Annotated in this window: 17 protein-coding genes; 10 read left to right on the top strand and 7 right to left on the bottom strand. The window is 69.1% G+C overall.

Translation table 11 applies throughout. From position 1 onward, the window contains the following. Positions 1 to 57 precede the first annotated feature (57 nt). Entirely contained in the window at positions 58 to 1,461 is a 1,404-nt protein-coding gene (gene yczR / locus KZC52_RS01370) for a MocR-like transcription factor YczR (protein WP_247622284.1), read from the top strand. Positions 1,462 to 1,634: 173 nt separating this feature from the next. Here the strand turns inward: yczR and KZC52_RS01365 are convergent, their stop codons facing one another. Both KZC52_RS01365 and KZC52_RS01360 read right to left on the bottom strand, forming a co-directional pair. After that, positions 1,635 to 2,138 (bottom strand): DUF3145 domain-containing protein, encoded by a 504-nt coding sequence (locus KZC52_RS01365; RefSeq protein ID WP_247622283.1) that lies wholly within the window; start codon positions 2,136 to 2,138, stop codon positions 1,635 to 1,637. Between the two features lie 183 nt (positions 2,139 to 2,321). Then, a complete protein-coding gene (locus KZC52_RS01360) occupies positions 2,322 to 3,095 on the bottom strand; it encodes a hypothetical protein (RefSeq protein ID WP_247622282.1) in 774 nt (257 codons plus the stop codon). A gap of 175 nt (positions 3,096 to 3,270) precedes the next feature. Here KZC52_RS01360 and KZC52_RS01355 point away from each other — a divergent pair, with 175 nt between their 5' ends. Together KZC52_RS01355 and KZC52_RS01350 are read left to right on the top strand one after the other, a co-directional pair. Then, a complete protein-coding gene (locus tag KZC52_RS01355; protein WP_247622281.1) occupies positions 3,271 to 5,271 on the top strand; it encodes a DUF262 domain-containing protein in 2,001 nt (666 codons plus the stop codon). Between the two features lie 48 nt (positions 5,272 to 5,319). Continuing rightward, a complete protein-coding gene (locus KZC52_RS01350) occupies positions 5,320 to 6,567 on the top strand; it encodes an alpha/beta fold hydrolase (protein WP_247622280.1) in 1,248 nt (415 codons plus the stop codon). A 105-nt stretch (positions 6,568 to 6,672) separates the two neighbouring features. Here the strand turns inward: KZC52_RS01350 and KZC52_RS01345 are convergent, their stop codons facing one another. The 3 genes from KZC52_RS01345 to glgA form a co-directional block, all read right to left on the bottom strand. Further along, positions 6,673 to 6,930: a type B 50S ribosomal protein L31 gene (locus KZC52_RS01345; RefSeq protein WP_021200734.1), complete on the bottom strand. Its 258-nt coding sequence runs from the start codon at positions 6,928 to 6,930 to the stop codon at positions 6,673 to 6,675. A 92-nt stretch (positions 6,931 to 7,022) separates the two neighbouring features. Continuing rightward, entirely contained in the window at positions 7,023 to 7,808 is a 786-nt protein-coding gene (locus KZC52_RS01340; RefSeq protein ID WP_247622279.1) for an ABC transporter ATP-binding protein, read from the bottom strand. A 17-nt stretch (positions 7,809 to 7,825) separates the two neighbouring features. Then, on the bottom strand, positions 7,826 to 9,010 hold the full coding sequence (gene glgA / locus KZC52_RS01335) for a glycogen synthase (protein ID WP_247622278.1): 1,185 nt from the start codon (positions 9,008 to 9,010) through the stop codon (positions 7,826 to 7,828). 46 nt (positions 9,011 to 9,056) lie between these two features. Between glgA and glgC the strand changes: the two genes are divergently transcribed. The 3 genes from glgC to KZC52_RS01320 all read left to right on the top strand — a co-directional run bounded on the left by glgC (position 9,057) and on the right by KZC52_RS01320 (position 11,755). Beyond that, the gene (gene glgC, locus KZC52_RS01330) at positions 9,057 to 10,301 is read left to right on the top strand and encodes a glucose-1-phosphate adenylyltransferase (RefSeq protein WP_247622277.1); all 1,245 of its coding nucleotides are present in this window, start codon (positions 9,057 to 9,059) and stop codon (positions 10,299 to 10,301) included. 47 nt (positions 10,302 to 10,348) lie between these two features. Then, positions 10,349 to 10,984 (top strand): phosphoserine phosphatase SerB, encoded by a 636-nt coding sequence (serB, locus tag KZC52_RS01325; RefSeq protein ID WP_247622276.1) that lies wholly within the window; start codon positions 10,349 to 10,351, stop codon positions 10,982 to 10,984. A 72-nt stretch (positions 10,985 to 11,056) separates the two neighbouring features. Further along, entirely contained in the window at positions 11,057 to 11,755 is a 699-nt protein-coding gene (locus KZC52_RS01320; protein WP_247622275.1) for an alpha/beta fold hydrolase, read from the top strand. Positions 11,756 to 11,844: 89 nt separating this feature from the next. Here KZC52_RS01320 and KZC52_RS01315 read toward each other — a convergent pair whose 3' ends face one another. Beyond that, positions 11,845 to 12,555: a beta-ketoacyl-ACP reductase gene (locus KZC52_RS01315; protein ID WP_247622274.1), complete on the bottom strand. Its 711-nt coding sequence runs from the start codon at positions 12,553 to 12,555 to the stop codon at positions 11,845 to 11,847. A gap of 142 nt (positions 12,556 to 12,697) precedes the next feature. Here KZC52_RS01315 and KZC52_RS17510 point away from each other — a divergent pair, with 142 nt between their 5' ends. Genes KZC52_RS17510 through KZC52_RS01295 form a run of 4 tightly spaced genes read left to right on the top strand, consistent with a single transcriptional unit; the run spans position 12,698 to position 14,611 of the window. Further along, positions 12,698 to 13,210, top strand: coding sequence for a DUF4190 domain-containing protein (locus KZC52_RS17510; protein ID WP_247622273.1), 513 nt, complete (start codon positions 12,698 to 12,700; stop codon positions 13,208 to 13,210). A gap of 53 nt (positions 13,211 to 13,263) precedes the next feature. Beyond that, a complete protein-coding gene (locus KZC52_RS01305; protein ID WP_247622272.1) occupies positions 13,264 to 13,614 on the top strand; it encodes a DUF3099 domain-containing protein in 351 nt (116 codons plus the stop codon). Then, a complete protein-coding gene (locus KZC52_RS01300) occupies positions 13,611 to 13,805 on the top strand; it encodes a hypothetical protein (RefSeq protein WP_247622271.1) in 195 nt (64 codons plus the stop codon). Before KZC52_RS01305 ends, KZC52_RS01300 begins: the two co-directional genes overlap by 4 nt. Further along, complete coding sequence (locus KZC52_RS01295; RefSeq protein ID WP_247622270.1) at positions 13,802 to 14,611, top strand: SURF1 family cytochrome oxidase biogenesis protein; 810 nt, start codon at positions 13,802 to 13,804, stop codon at positions 14,609 to 14,611. Before KZC52_RS01300 ends, KZC52_RS01295 begins: the two co-directional genes overlap by 4 nt. A gap of 2 nt (positions 14,612 to 14,613) precedes the next feature. Here KZC52_RS01295 and KZC52_RS01290 read toward each other — a convergent pair whose 3' ends face one another. Further along, positions 14,614 to 15,192: a pyridoxamine 5'-phosphate oxidase family protein gene (locus tag KZC52_RS01290; protein ID WP_247622269.1), complete on the bottom strand. Its 579-nt coding sequence runs from the start codon at positions 15,190 to 15,192 to the stop codon at positions 14,614 to 14,616. Positions 15,193 to 15,224 lie beyond the last annotated feature (32 nt).

Genomic DNA, 15,224 nt, shown 5'->3' with positions numbered 1-15,224 from the left:
CCACTCCCCCAGAAGTGGCCTGCAGAAATCAGTCCACTTCTGCGCCATGCTGGAGACATGGGATCACGACTCGTCGAACAGCTCGGAGCGCAGAACGCCGCCGGCGCCACGGCGTCCGCCCTCGCCGACCAGATCCGCGCGCTCGTGCTCGACGGTCGCCTGACCGTCGGCGAGCGGCTTCCGAGCGAACGTGCGCTCGCACTGGAGTTGCGCCGCTCCCGGTCGACGATCACCCGCGCGTACGGGCTCCTCGAGGCAGAGGGCTATGTCGCCCGGCTGCACGGCGGGAGCACCCGCATCACCCTTCCGCACGCCGATATCGTGACCATCCCGACCGACGACGACTCGGCCATCGACCTGTCGATCGCCTCGATGGACTCCACCCCCGGCCTGTACGACGCCACCGTGCGCTCCCTCCCGCGCCTCGCCGCGATGCGGGGCACGAGCGGCTATTCGTTGCGCGGCCTCCCCGAGCTCCGCGAGGCCGTCGCTGCTCGCTTCTCCGAGCGCGGCGTCGAGACCTCGGCCGACGAGATCATGATCACCTCGGGCGCTCTGAACGCCCTCAACCTGGTGCTCGCGACGATCGGACGACGGGGAGAGCGCGCGCTCGTCGAGCAACCGACCTTCCCACACGCGCTCGAGGCGCTTCATCGTCACGGCTACCGCCTGGTGCCGACCCCCGTCGACGTCGAGGGCTGGGACGCACGACACCTCGCCGAGACGCTCCTGAGCGTACGCCCGCATCTCGCCTACCTGATCCCGGACTTCCACAACCCGACGGGCGCGACGCTCCCCGATGACGAACGATCGCGCCTCGTCGCCACCGCGCGCAGCGCCGGGACCACGCTGATCGTCGACGAGACGACCACGGAACTCGACATCGACCGCGGGTGGGCGCCCACACCGATGGCGGCGTACGACCCCCGCGTCGTGACCGTCGGCTCGATGTCGAAGATCGCCTGGGGCGGCATGCGCATCGGCTGGATCCGCGCCGAACGGTCCCTCATCACTCGACTCCTCGCGGTGCGCCCCTCGTTCGAGCTCGGCACGGCCCTGCTCGAGCAGTGCATCGCCGTCGAGCTGCTCGCCGACATGCCGGCCCTCACCGCACACGTGCGCACGCGCTTGCGGGCAGGACGCGCGGCGGTCGAGGCGGGACTCGCCGCGCTTCCCGGCATCCGGATGCCGTCGACGCCGGGCGGCCTCTCGGCGTGGGTCGATCTCGAAGTTCCGGTCTCGACGGCGCTGTCGCTCGCGGCGCGCGAGCGGCAGCTCATCCTGCCGCCCGGGCCTCGGTTCACCACCGGAGGCGTGCTGGAGCGCCGGCTGCGCATCCCCATCACGCTGCCCCCGGAGCGGACGGCCGAGGCGATGACGCGCGTCGCCGAGTCCTGGGCGCATGTGCAGGGCGGGGCGGCTTCCCACGGCGACGACCTCCGCCACGCCGCGGTGATCTGACCGGGCCGCCGGCTCTCCGACGACGGCACCTCCGACGACGAAGACCCCGCCGCTGCGAACAGGGGCGGGGTCTTCGTCTATGGAGCGGGGGACGTCTTCTCAGCGTCCGGGACGAATCACCGGCATCCGATACTCACGCCTCCCGCGCTCCAGGTCTGTGTGTCGGCGGCATGTCAGCCGACCTTGTGCAGCCACACGACGCGGGCGTCGTCGCTCGCGTGCCGGAACGGCTCGAGCTCGTCGTCCCACGCGGAGCCGAGGGCGACGTCGAGCTCGCGCTGCAGCTCGAGCGCGCTGCCGGCGGCGATCTCCATCGCATACCGGATGCGATCCTCGCCGATGACGATGTTGCCGGCGGCATCCGTCTGGGCGTAGTGGATTCCGAGGTCCGGGGTGTGCAGCCAGCGTCCACCGTCGCTACGGGGAGTCGGATCCTCGGTCACCTCGAAACGCAGGTGCTCCCACCCGCGGATCGCGGTCGCGAGAGCGGCGCCGGTGCCCACCGGGCCATCCCAGTAGAACTCGGCGCGGCGCGCGCCGTCGAGCACGGGCTGGTCGGCCCAGTCGAAGTTCACCGCACGCCCGATAGCGCGACCCACCGCCCACTCGAGGTGCGGGCAGAGCGCGCGAGGCGCCGAGTGGATGTACACCACTCCGCGTGCGTAAGCCGTCGCCATGATCTCTCCGTTTCATCAGGTGCGTCTTCCCCAACGACCTGAACTGAAATCAGCGACGATATGCGGTTATGCGCCCATTCTCGCCCACGATCCCGGAAATCACAAGCATGTGATTCCACGGGAAAGGCCCCGGTCGCGACGACCGGGGCCTTTCGTGGAGACGGGTCTCCGAGGTGCAGAGGATCAGGCCTCGCTCATCGCCTGCTTGACCTGCTGGCCCTTGGCGGCGTAGTACGCGGCGCGCGCGGCATCCTTGCGGGCCTGCTCGGCGTAGCCGTGCTCGAGCACCTCCTGCGGAACCTCGACGTTGGGAACGTCATCGGTGCCGTGGTACTTCTCGATGTACGCGTCGAGCTCGGGACCCGACGTCCACGAGGTGATGAGGCAGTAACGCGGCTCGGTGCCGTTGTGCGTCGCGGCGTGCCACAGGCGCTGCGTGTCGACGATGAGCTGCGCGCCGGCCGGAAGCGCGATGCGGTACTCGATGCTCGGGTCGGTGCGGTTCTCGCGCAGGACGAAGTAGCTGTCCTTGTCGTCGGTGAGGTTGAAGAAGCCGCGCACGACCCAGCCCGTGCCGTCCGGGTTCAGACGGTTGTTGTCATCCTGGTGCAGGTTGTAGAGGCAGTCGCCGTACGGGGTCGGCTGCAGCTCGATGACCCGGCAGCGCCCGACGTTGGCACCGGGCTCCTGCGCGCGGCGCGTGAGGTTCGGGGCCTTGGCGGTCTGCGAATCGATCCAGACGCCGTCCTTGTCGGTGCGCGGCGGCTTGTGGTTCCAGAAGCCGTTGCACTCGATGTCTCCGAAGGCGCTGGCGAGCGGCGCGAATCGCGTGTCGCCCGAGGACTTCCAGTCGTTGTACTCGATGTCCAGCCACTCTTTGGGGTCGAGTTCCTGGTTGTAGCTGTCGAGGACGACGAAGCCCTTCTCCTCCAGCGCTTTGGACTTGATGTATCCCATGATCGAGTCATGTTCCTTTCATCGGGGGCCAGCACGTTTTAACAGGCCCTGATAAGGCAAGCCTAACAGCGAGCCGTGCGTACGCTTCGGAGGCGGCCGTGAATAACCGAATAGACTGAAAACGGTGCCGGGTTCACCCTCGACATCGCGCGCTACGGGAGGACGAGACACCAGTATGAGCACCGCCACCAACGTCGAGGCGACAGCAGTCAACACGATCGAGTGGCTCGCGGCGGGGTCGACCACCATCGTCGTCCCCGTGTACCAGCGGCAGTACCGGTGGGACATCGGCGGGTGCGAGAGACTGCTCTCCGACATCCGCTCCGTGGCGGACGCCGACGAATCCCACCGTCACTTCATCGGCTCGATCCTCTCCGCGCAGGACGGCGCGACCGACGACGACCTGATCCTCATCGACGGGCAGCAGCGCATCACGACGCTCACCCTCCTCATCGCCGCTCTGCACCACAGCGTGCGAGGCACCGACCCGCAGCTCGCCGCCGAGCTCGAAAGGGTTCTCGTGCGCGCCGACGATTCGTCCCGCACCAAGCTGCGCCCGCACGACGCCTGGGCCGGGCTGTACGAATCGGTCGTGCTCGATCGGCGCGACGACGCCGACCGGGAATCCCGCTTCGATGACAACTACGCGTTCTTCCGAAGTCAGGTGCACGCCGACGAGGTGGCACGCATCTGGCGAGGGCTGCAGCGACTCGAGCACGTGTCGATCACGCTCGGCGCGCAGGCGAACGCGCAGCAGATCTTCGAGAGCCTGAACTCGACGGGTGAACCCCTGCGCGACCACGAGCTCATCCACAACTACATCCTGATGGGGCTCACCCACGCCGAGCAGCTCGATGTGGAGGCCCGCTTCTGGCTGCCGATCGAACGCCACACGGGTGAGACGATCGGCGCCTTCTGGCGGCACTACCTCGTGATGACGACCGGGCGCGAACTCGCGGCGAACGGCGAGCACGGCGTCTACAGCGCCTTCCGCCACTCGTTCCCCCGGGTCGATGCGGAGCGGCTGCAGGCGGATGCCGAGGTCTGGCGCCACTACGCCGAGATCTACGGCATCCTCCTCGACCCCTCGCTCGAGAGCGATCCGGAGATCGCCCGACAGCTGCGCTTCGTGAACACCTTCGGTCGCGCGGCCTACCCGCTCGTGCTCAGCGCCTACAGCGACCACTCCCGCGGGGTCATCGAGCGCGACGAACTGATCGAGACTCTCGAATGGATCCAGGCGCTCTACCTGCGCCGCACCCTCGTGAACCTGCCCAACGAGCGCCTGGTCGCCCGGCTCTGCCGCGCCCGCTCGCAGGGGCGGGAGGCGCTGGCTCGCGCATTCGCACGCATCACCCCCTCCGACGAGCGGGTCAGCGCGGTGCTGAAGTACAGCGAGCTCCCCTACGCCGCCTACGTGCTCGGCCGTCTCGAAGGCGTCGAGGATCCCCTCGAGTTCGACGTCGAGCACATCGTGCCCACCGTCCCCGGCGACGCGTGGTCGGGTGACGGGGCGCGCACGTGGAGCGAGTACAGCGAGGACGAGCAGAACAGCCACCGCGCGCTCGCCCCGACGCTGGGCAACCTGACGCTGCTGGAACAGCACCTCACCGAGAGCGTCTTCGGCGCGTCGTTCCCGGTCAAGCGCGCGGATGCCTACGCGCGGAGCAGCGTCGCCGCGACTCGGGAGCTGGATGCCATCGACCAGTGGAACACCGCGGCGATCACGGCCCGCACCGTGCGCCTCACCGCCGAGCTGCTGCAAGTCTGGGCGCGGCCGGCCCTGCCCGAGATCGACGACGACGGACTGACCCCGATCCTCGACGCCGTCCGCCGTCGCGGCTGGCCCGCCGGTTGGGAGCGCGAGTTCGACTACGTCGAGTACCGCGGCGAGCGGTGGGAGGTGTACGACGTCAAGCATCTCTTCAACCGCGTCCTGCGTCGCGCCTGGACCGACACCCGTGCCGCCGCCCTGTCGTACTCGGCAGCGCACGGCGGCCCCATCTACGACGGCATGGCCTGGAAGGGGCAGTGGGACGAACTCACCGACGGCCACCACCTCTACATGGGCTGGGACTCGAACTACATGATGAGCGCCGTGCAGGGGGTGCTCGAGGAGGCCGGCATCGCCGCCGAGGTGTTCGTCAAGTACTCCTACATCGGCAACGTGATGTAGCGCCGGCTGCGCCTTCGCCGCGGACCGCTGCTCGATAGGATCGAAGACGTGACTACCGTCGTGCGCCGCCTGCTGGATCTGACCGTCGAAGAGCACACGCTCACCGTCCCCCTCGTCTGGGGTGATCCCGCCGACAACCGCACCATCGACGTGTTCGCCGCCGTCGTCTCGCGTCCCGGCGGCGAGACGCTCCCCTACCTGGTGTTCCTCCAGGGCGGCCCGGGCAGCGAGGCGCCCCGCCCGTTCCACGCCGCCACCTCGCCGGCCTGGCTCGACGAGGCACTCGCGCACTATCAGGTCGTGCTGCTCGATCAGCGCGGCACGGGGCGCTCGACGCCCGTCTCCGATGGCGACCTGGCACTCGGTTCCTCGGTCCTCGCCGAGCACCTCACGCACCTGCGGGCCGACGCGATCGTGCGCGACTGCGAGGCGATGCGCCAGCACCTCGGCGCCGAGCAGTGGAGCGTGCTCGGCCAGTCCTTCGGCGGCTTCACGACCCTCGCCTACCTCTCCACCGACGCCGACTCCCTGACCGACGTGTTCATCACGGGAGGGTTGAGCGCGATCGGACGTCACCCCGACGACGTCTACGCCCTCTGCTACGACAAGATGCGCGATGCCTCGGAGCGCTACTACCGGCGCTTTCCCGAGCACCGCGACGCGATGCGGCGCCTGGTCGATCGTGCGGCCGCCGGTGACATCGTGCTCCCCGACGGCGAGGTCGTCTCGGTCTCCCGCCTCCGGTCCTTCGGGTCGGCCCTCGGAACGGATGCCGGATGGCAGACGGTGTGGTCGCTTCTCGAATCGGATCCGACGAAGAACGCGTTCCGCTACGACCTCATGAATGCGATGCCCTACGGCGGACGCAACCCGCTCTACTTCGCCTTCCACGAGTCCAGCTACGCCGATGGCCACGCCACGCGGTGGTCGGCCGAGCGCACCGAGCCCGCGGACTTCCGCGACGACCCGACGCTGTTCACCGGCGAGCACATCCGCCGCGAATGGACCGAGACGGTGCCGGCCTTCCAGCCCTGGCGGGACGTCGCCCTCGAGCTCGCCGAGTTCGAGTGGCCCTCGGTGTACGACGCCTCGGCGATCGCCGCGTCCGAGGCGACCGGCGCCGCCGCCGTCTATGTGAACGACGTGTACGTGCCCTACGAGTTCTCGCTCGAGACCGCGAAGCTGCTGCCGGGCGTCCACCTGTGGCAGACGAGCGAGCACGAGCACAACGGGCTGCGATCGGGCCCCGTGCTCAGCCGTCTCATCGACCTCGCGCACGGTCGACGCATCCGCTGAGCATGTCCGTCGCTCGGCGGATGCCGACGACGTGAACGCACGTCGTCGCGAGAACGACGAAGGCCCCGCTCTCCGAAGAGAACGGGGCCTTCGAGGCGGGGGTCCTTACTTGGACGATCCGCCGAAGCCCTTGAAGCGCTGGTTGAACTTCTCGACGCGGCCGGCCGAGTCCATGATGCGCTGCTTGCCCGTGTAGAACGGGTGCGAGGCCGAGGAGATCTCGACGTCGATGACGGGGTACTCCACGCCGTCCAGCTCGATGGTCTTGTCGCTCGAGACGGTGGAGCGGGTGAGGAAGGTCTCGCCCGAACCGAGGTCGCGGAACACGACTGCCTTGTACTCGGGGTGGATGTCAGTCTTCATGGGATTCCTTAGTTGCTGCCCTGGATTGTGCCAGGGACGAGGGAAGTCTGCGGTGCAGAGTGCACCAAGGGTCGATCTTATCAGATGACGGATCAGGATGCCGCGCGAGCCGCGTAGCGTCCGTCCTCGCTGCTGAGCGTGATCGGCATGCCGAACGCTTCGGTGAGCGCTTCGGCCGTGAGCGTCTCGCGGATCGGACCGGCCGAGACCACGCGCCCTTCGCGCAGCAGCATGACGTGCGTGAAGCCCACCGGGATCTCCTCGACGTGGTGCGTGACCATGAGCATGGCCGGAGTCGTCGGCGACGAGGCGTAGCCGCTGAGCAGGGCGAGGAGCTCCTCGCGCGAGCCGAGGTCGAGCGAGGCGGTCGGCTCGTCGAGCAGGAGGAGTTCGGGGTCGGTCATCACGGCGCGGGCGATCTGGACGCGCTTCTGCTCGCCGTCGCTGAGAGTGCCGAAGGTGCGATCGGCGAGGTGGTCGAGCTTCCACTCCCCCAGCACGCGCAGCGCGCGGCGCTCGTCGATGTCCTCGTAGTCCTCGTTCCAGCGCCCGAGCACGGAGTACGCGGCGGTGAGCACGGTGTTGAGCACGGTCTCGTCGCGCGGAACGCGCTTGGCCATCGCCGACGAGGCGAAGCCGATGCGCGGGCGCACCTCGAACACATCGGTGCGACCGAGGGTCTCGCCCAGCACCGTCACGGTTCCCGAGGTCGGGTGCATCAGCGTGTCGGCGAGCTGCAGCAGCGTGGTCTTGCCCGCGCCGTTGGGTCCGAGGACCACCCAGCGCTGGTCGTCCGCGACCTGCCAGGTCACGTGGTCGATGATGTTTCGCCCGTCGCGGCGCACGACGACATCGGTGAAATCCAGAGCGATCGGCATGCGACCAGCCTATCGGCTCAGGCGGTGAGCTCCGCGTAGAGCGCGCGGGTCGCGTCGGCGATCGACGACCAGCTGAACTCGCGCGTGGCCCGGTCCCGTCCGGCGTCGCCGTAGACCCGCGCCTGCGCCGGATCCATGGCCACCTCGGTGAGCACGGCCGCGAGGTCGGCGACGTACCGATCGGGGTCGACCGGGGTACCTGTGCCGTCCTGCACCTGCTCGATCGGCACGAGGCGACCCGTCACGCGGTCGGCGACCACTTCGGGGATGCCTCCGGTCGCGGTGCCGACCACGGCCGCACCGCAGGCCATGGCCTCGAGGTTGACGATGCCCAGCGGCTCGTACACCGAGGGGCACACGAAGGTCGTGGCGGCGGTGAGGATCGCCGAGAGCTCGTCGCGCGGCAGCATCCGCTCGATCCAGATCACGCCCTCGCGGGTCTGCTGGAGCAACCGCACGCCCTCCTGCACCTCGGCCATGATCTCGGGGGTGTCGGGAGCTCCGGCGCAGAGGATCAACTGCACCTCGGGCGGTAGCAGCCGCGCGGCCTGCAGCAGATACGGGAGTCCCTTCTGGCGGGTGATGCGCCCGACGAAGACCACCGACGGACGGTTCGGGTCCATGCCGACGGATGCGAGGAACTCCGGGTTGTGCACGGGGCGCCAGCGTTCGACGTCGATCCCGTTGTGGATCACCCGGACCTTTGCGGGGTCGACCTGCGGGTAGCTGCGCAGGATGTCCGCCCGCATGCCCGCGCTCACGGCGATCACGGCCGCGGCGTTCTCGTAGGCGAGCTTCTCGATGCCGCTCGACACGGCGTAGCCGCCGCCGAGCTGTTCGGCCTTCCACGGGCGCAGCGGCTCGAGGCTGTGCGCGGTGAGCACGTGCGGGATGCCGTGCAGCTGCGCGGCGAGGTGTCCCGCGAAGTTCGCGTACCAGGTGTGACTGTGCACGACGTCGGCGCTCTCGATCGCGGCGACGATCTCGAGATCCGTTCCGAGCGTCTGCAGCGCGGCGTTCGCGGAGGCGAGTTCGGAGGGCGTGGAGTAGGCGGCAGTACCCCGCTCGTCGCGCGGCGCACCGAAGGCGCGGACGCTCACGTCGATGCTTTCGCGGAGCGCCGCCACGAGCTCGGCCACGTGCACCCCGGCACCGCCGTAGATCTCCGGCGGATACTCCTTCGTGATCATTTCGACTCGCATGTCTGAACGCTAGTACAGCGGGCCGGATCGCACCTAAGGTGGAGCCATGTCCGCTCCAAAGAAGATCTTCGGCATCATCCTCGCCGGCGGCGAGGGCAAGCGACTCATGCCGCTCACGGCCGATCGCGCGAAACCCGCGGTGCCCTTCGGCGGACAGTACCGATTGATCGACTTCGCGATCTCGAACCTCATCAACTCGGGCCTGCGGCAGGTCGTCGTGCTCACGCAGTACAAGTCGCACAGCCTCGACCGCCACATCTCGCAGACGTGGCGCATGTCGGCGCTGCTCGACTCGTACGTCACCTCCGTTCCGGCGCAGCAGCGCCTCGGCAAGCGGTGGTTCTCGGGCTCGGCCGACGCGATCCTGCAGAGCATGAACCTGCTCAACGACGAGAAGCCCGACATCGTCGTCGTGATCGGCGCGGACCACGTCTACCGCATGGACTTCCGGCAGATGATCGACGCGCACATCGCCTCGGGCGCGAAGGCCACCGTCGCCGGCATCCGCCAGCCCCTCGCTCTCGCGTCGCAGTTCGGCGTCATCGACACCGATCCCGAGGATCAGGGCCGGATCCGTGCGTTCCTCGAGAAGCCGACCGATGCCACCGGTCTGCCGGACGCACCGCACGAGGTGCTCGCCTCGATGGGCAACTACGTCTTCGACGCCGACGCTCTGATCGCGGCCGTCGAGACCGACGGCGAGTCCCCGACCTCCGGCCACGACATGGGCGGCGACATCATCCCCTACTTCGTCGGGCGCGGCGAGGCCGGTGTCTACGACATGAAGCGCAACGAGGTGCCCGGTTCCTCGCCGCGTGATCGCTCCTACTGGCGCGACGTCGGAACGATCGAGTCGTTCTTCGACGCCCACATGGACCTGATCTCGACCCTGCCCGTGTTCAACCTGTACAACACCGACTGGCCGATCCACTCGCAGACCGTGAACTCGCCCCCCGCGAAGTTCGTGCGCGACTCGGTCGGCCGCATCGGCAACGCGATCGATTCGATCGTCTCGCTGGGGTCCGTGCTGTCGGGAACGCACCTCGAACGCAGCGTGGTGGGTCCGTGGACTCTCGCCGGGGGCGGATCCACGATCACCGATTCCGTCGTGTTCGACCACGTGCACGTCGGAGCCGGATCCCGCGTGCATCGGGCGATCCTCGACAAGAACGTGGTGCTCGCCGACGGTGCGACCGTCGGCGTCGATCGGGAACGCGATCTCGCCCGCGGGTTCACGGTCACCGAGACAGGCATCACGGTTGTCGGCAAGGGACTGTACATCGAGCGCTGAGCGACATCCGTCCGGCGGCAACGTCCGCGCTCGGTAGGCTCGACGTCGTGACCCCTGCGCGCTTCCTCGTCGTCCTCGATGCCGATTCGACCCTCATCCGCAACGAGGTGATCGAGCTGCTCGCCGACGAGGCCGGGCGCCGCGACGAGGTGCAGGCCGCGACCGAGGCCGCGATGCGCGGCGAGGTCGACTTCGCCGAGAGCCTGCGCACCCGTGTCGCGGCGCTCCGCGGCGTCTCGGTCGATGCCTTCCCCCGCGTTCTCGCGCGCATCGAGCCCACGCCGGGCGTGCGCGAGCTGACCGCCGCGGTGCACGCACGCGGCGGAGTCGTGGGCGTCGTGTCCGGAGGATTCCACGAGATCCTCGACGACGTGGCCCCGACCCTCGGCGTCGATCGCTGGCGGGCCAATCGGCTCCGCGTGGCCGACGGGGCGCTGACCGGCGAGGTCGAGGGCGCGATCGTCGACGCCGCAGCCAAAGCCGAGTCGCTCCTCGAGTGGGCCGCCGAGCTGGGTGTCGCCCGGCACGCGACGATCGCGATCGGAGACGGGGCGAACGACTTGAAGATGATGGCGGCGGCCGGCCTCGGACTCGCTTTCAACGCCAAGCCCGCCGTGCGCAACGCGGCGAGCCTCGTGGTCGGACCGCAGGACCTCGCCGAGGTCATCGCTCTTCTCCCCTGATCGGCCCCGCGGGGTACGGCGGTGTTCTGCGACCCCCTCGCGGATGTCGGAGGCCGGCGCTAACGTCGGCCCATGGACATCATCCTCATCCCGGGCCTGTGGCTCGATGCCGAGAGCTGGAACGACGTGACACCCGTGCTGACGCGCGCGGGCCATCGCGTGCACCCTCTGACCCTGCCGGGCGTCGGAGCACCCGCGACCCGATCCGCCGACATCGGCATCGCCGACTGGGTCGACGCCGTCACGCAGAAGATCGACGAGCTCCCCGGAGAGCGGGTGGTCGTCGTCGGACACAGCGGCGGGGGAAACGTGGCCTGGGGCGCGGCGAACGCCCGCGCCGACCGCGTCTCCCGCGTGGTCTTCGTCGACACCGTTCCGCCGCCGCCCGGTCACGGCATCAGCGAGTTCGAGGTCGTCGACGGTGTCGTGCCGTTCCCGGGATGGGACTTCTTCCCCGATGAAGACGTGTTCGATCTCGATGCCGACACGCGTGCGCGCACCGCGCCGACCGCGAAGAGCGTCCCCGCGCGCGTGCCGACCGACGCGATCGCCTTCGAGGGCGATGCGCGCTTCGGAGTACCGGTGACGATGCTGATGGGCGGACTCGACCAGGAGACGCTCGAGTCGGAGATCTCCGACTGGGGTCCCTACGGCGACGAGTACAGCGCGATCGACGACGTCGAGGTCGTGCGAGTCGGCTCCGGCCACTGGCCGCAGTTCACGGTGCCCCAGCGTCTCGGCGAACTGATCCTCGCCGCCGTCGCCCGCTGACCGACCGTCGTCGCCCGCTGACCGACCGTCGGGGCGCGGTCAGCGGCGGGGCCGCTCGGAGAATCGAGGGGAGATCAGCGCGACGGGCGTCAGTGGCCCATCCCGAGGCCGCCGTCGACGGGGATGACGGCGCCCGAGATGTACGCCGCGTCGTCACCCGCGAGCCAGGTCACGACGCCCGCGACCTCGTCGGGGCTCGCGAATCGTCCCGCGGGGATGTTGGCCTTGTACTGCTTCTGGGTGTCTTCGGGCAGCTCGGCGGTCATGTCGGTCTCGATGAAGCCGGGAGCGACGACGTTGGCCGTGATGCCGCGGCTGCCGAGTTCGCGCGTCAGCGAACGTGCGAAACCGACGAGGGCGCTCTTCGACGCCGAGTAGTTGATCTGGCCGGCCGAGCCGTACAGCCCGACGACGCTCGAGATCAGGATGACGCGGCCGAAGCGGGCACGCAGCATCCCCTTCGACGCGCGCTTGACCACGCGGAAGGTGCCCCCCAGGTTGGTGGCGATGACGCTGTCGAAGTCGTCCTCGCTCATGCGCAGGAGCAGGGTGTCCTTGGTGATGCCGGCGTTCGCCACGACGATCTCGATCGGGCCGAGCTTCTCCTCGACCTCGGTGAACGCGGCGTCGATCGCGGCGGCATCCGTCACATCCGCGCGCACCGTGAGCGTGCCGTCGGGGCCCTCGCCGCTGCGCGCGGTGACGGCGACTCGATAGCCCTCGCGCACGAATCGCTCGGCGATCGATCGGCCGATGCCCCGGTTGCCTCCGGTGACGAGGACGACGCGCTGCTCACTCATGTTCATTCACTCCCGCTGTTCACGACGATCCGGCATCCGAACCGACACCGATCCTACCGAGGATGCTCCCCCGAGTCGGGCGCGCGGCGTTTGACACCCGCGCAGCGGGCTGGGAGCCTGATCTCGACGAAAGGGTCTCCGCGTGAGCGACAACACCACTCCCCCTCCAGCCGGCGGAACGCCGTACACTCCGCCGCCCGCCCCTCCCGTGCAGCCCACCCAGGCGTACCCGGGAGCCGCTCCCGTCTACGGCGCACCTGCCGCCCCCGGCTACGGGCAGCCGCAACCGCCGGTCCAGCCCGGCTACGGCGCACCCCACCAGCCGTACGGCTACGCGCAGAATCCGTATCCCGTCTACCCGGCACCGCGTCCGACCAGCGGACTCGCGATCACCTCGCTCGTCTGCGGCATCGTGAGCCTTCTGTTCAGCTGGCTCTTCCTCCCGGCGCTCGCGTCCATCGCCGCGGTGATCACCGGGCACATGGCGCTGAAGAAGACGAAGAACGACCCGACCGTCGGCGGACGCGGAATGGCGTTCGCCGGTCTCATCCTGGGGTACGTCGTGCTCGGTATCGGCGTACTGACGATCGCGATCTCGCTCATCAGCCTCCTCGCGTTCGGAGCGTTCACCCTCCCCTTCCTCTACAACAGCTGATCGCTGCACGAACGCGCTCCCGCCCCCGCCCACCGGCGTAGGCTGGAGGCATCGTGAACCGCAAGCGCACCGTCCCCGCCGTGACCTCTCTGCCGCAGTCGCCGGCAGCCGAGTCCGATCACCGCGTGCGCCGCTATGCGATCACGATGACGATCCGCATCGTGTGCTTCGGCCTCATGGTCTTCGTGCAGCCTTACGGCTGGTACACATGGGTCTTCGCCGCCGCGGCCGCGGTGCTCCCGTACATCGCCGTGGTCTTCGCGAACGCCGGCAGCGACAGCACCGAATCGGGGGCGGAGTCCCCTCGGCAGGAGATCGAGGCGACACCGGCGGTCGCCCCGGAGCCGATCGAGGAAGCTCCCGGCATCATCACGATCCACGAGAAGCCGCAGGATCGCACGTGACCGATCTCACCTGCTCGCGCGCCGGCTGCCGGAGCGCGGCGACGAAGCAGGTCGTCTGGCGCAATCCGCGCATCCACGCTGCGGACCGCGAGAAGATCTGGCTGGCGTGCGACGAGCACGTGGACTACCTGCACGACTACCTGGCGGCCCGCGACTTCCCGGTGACCGTCCGAAACGGAGTACCCGCGTGAGCAAGCGCCTGACCCGTTGGATGGTCTACGTCCTCATCGCGATCGGCTTCGCGGTCGCCTGCGCGTTCCTCTCCAACTGGCAGTTCGAGAGGAACGAGTCCCGCGCCGAGCAGATCGAACTGGTCGAGCAGAACTACGATGCCGACCCGGTCCCGCTCGGAGACCTGATCGGCGACGACGACCTCCTCCAGCCCGGTGATGAGTGGCATCCGGTGCTGCTCCGCGGCGAGTACCTCTCCGACCAGCAACTGCTCGTGCGCAACCGTCCGCACGGCGGCACCAGCGCCTTCGAGGTCCTCGTGCCGTTCCGTGACGTCGACGGTCGCGTGTTCATCGTCGACCGCGGCTGGGTCCCCCCGGGCGACGGCGACACCCCGGATGCGGTTCCCGAGGCCCCGAGCGGCACCGTCGAGGTCGTCGCGCGACTCCGCCCGAGCGAGCAGGTCCCGGCCTCCGGGCGCGGTGCCCCCGAAGGGCAGGTGCCGACCATCAACCTGCCGACGATCGCCGGCCTCGTGGAGGGCGATGTCATCACCGCCGCCTACGGACAGCTGATCAGCGAAGATCCCGCGGGTACGCCGCTCGGAGGCTTCACGTCTCCCACCGACGATCCGGGGCCCCACCTGTCATACGCGATCCAGTGGATCCTCTTCGCGATCATGGGTTTCATCTTCATCGGCTACATCATCCGCACCGAGATCGTGAAGCACCGCGAGGAGGTCGAGGGCCGACCGGCCCCCGTCAAGGAGAAGCGTCGCCGTGACAAGGACGCCGACGTCGAGGACGAACTTCTCGACGCCCGCTGAGGTCAGCTCCCCGCCGCCCCGGCATCCGTTCGTCCCCATGCGCGGCCGTCGCGCTCGTAGACGACGCGGGTGTGCCGACGATCCTGCGAGCCCTGCCAGAACTCGATGCGTTCGGGCACGAGGCGCCACAGCACCCAGCCACCCGGCTCGATTCCCGCGCGGGCGGCAGCCGAGCGCGCGGAGAGATCGGCGGCGCTCTCCTCCCTCGCGGCTTCGACGACCCGCCCGCGCACGCGGACCGCACGCACCAGGGGCTGCCACCAGAAATTGAGCGCGGCAGCAGGATGCGCCGACAGCTGATCACCCTTGCGCGACGCTCGAGGACCGGCGAACGCCCAACCCCGTTCGTCGACGTCCTTGAGGATCAGCGCCCGCGCATCCGGGATGCCGTCGGGGCCGACCGTCGCCAGCGTCGCCACGTGAGGCTCGGGCACTCCGGCATCCACGGCCGCGCCGATCCAGTCGCGGAACAGCTCGAGCGGAGAATCGGGCAGCAGTGTCGCGTCCCAGACCGGCGCGTCGCCGATCAGAGTGGGTTGCGCCCGCAACCAGGAGGAGATCGTGCTCGGCGGGGTCGGCATGCTCTCGACTATGCCACCGATCCCTCGCGCTC

This window comes from Microbacterium galbinum, from assembly GCF_023091225.1.
GTDB classification, from domain to species: domain Bacteria; phylum Actinomycetota; class Actinomycetes; order Actinomycetales; family Microbacteriaceae; genus Microbacterium; species Microbacterium galbinum.
The sequence above is the reverse complement of the archived record's forward strand: the minus strand, read 5'-3'. Positions and strand labels throughout refer to the sequence as shown.